Source organism: Citrobacter sp. S-77 (genome assembly GCF_963864895.1).
GTDB classification, from domain to species: domain Bacteria; phylum Pseudomonadota; class Gammaproteobacteria; order Enterobacterales; family Enterobacteriaceae; genus Citrobacter; species Citrobacter murliniae.
In genome coordinates, this window is the sequence record NZ_CAWLWU010000005.1 from 1 (window position 1) to 575 (window position 575).

Below are 575 nucleotides of genomic sequence, written 5' to 3' on the forward strand. Positions count from 1 at the left end.
CTCGGAAAAGCAGATTGCGGATATCAGACAGGTTGGAACCAGCACGCGTTATCTTGGTACGGCGCTGTACTGGATAGCCGCCAGTATCAATATCAAACCGGGCCATGATTATTACTTTTATATCCGCAGTGTGAACACCGTTGGCAAATCGGCATTCGTGGAGGCCGTCGGTCGGGCGAGCGATGATGCGGAAGGTTACCTGGATTTTTTCAAAGGCAAGATAACCGAATCCCATCTCGGCAAGGAGCTGCTGGAAAAAGTCGAGCTGACGGAGGATAACGCCAGCAGACTGGAGGAGTTTTCGAAAGAGTGGAAGGATGCCAGTGATAAGTGGAATGCCATGTGGGCTGTCAAAATTGAGCAGACCAAAGGACGGCAAACATTATGTCGCGGGTATTGGCCTCAGCATGGAGGACACGGAGGAAGGCAAACTGAGCCAGTTTCTGGTTGCCGCCAATCGTATCGCATTTATTGACCCGGCAAACGGGAATGAAACGCCGATGTTTGTGGCGCAGGGCAACCAGATATTCATGAACGACGTGTTCCTGAAGCGCCTGACGGCCCCCACATTACCA

The 575-nt window shown here is 52.0% G+C and carries 1 pseudogene; it reads left to right on the forward strand.

Annotation, left to right across the window (positions count from 1 at the left end):
• Positions 1–575: pseudogene (locus tag AACS05_RS24735) on the forward strand (DUF1983 domain-containing protein); the annotation flags it as partial.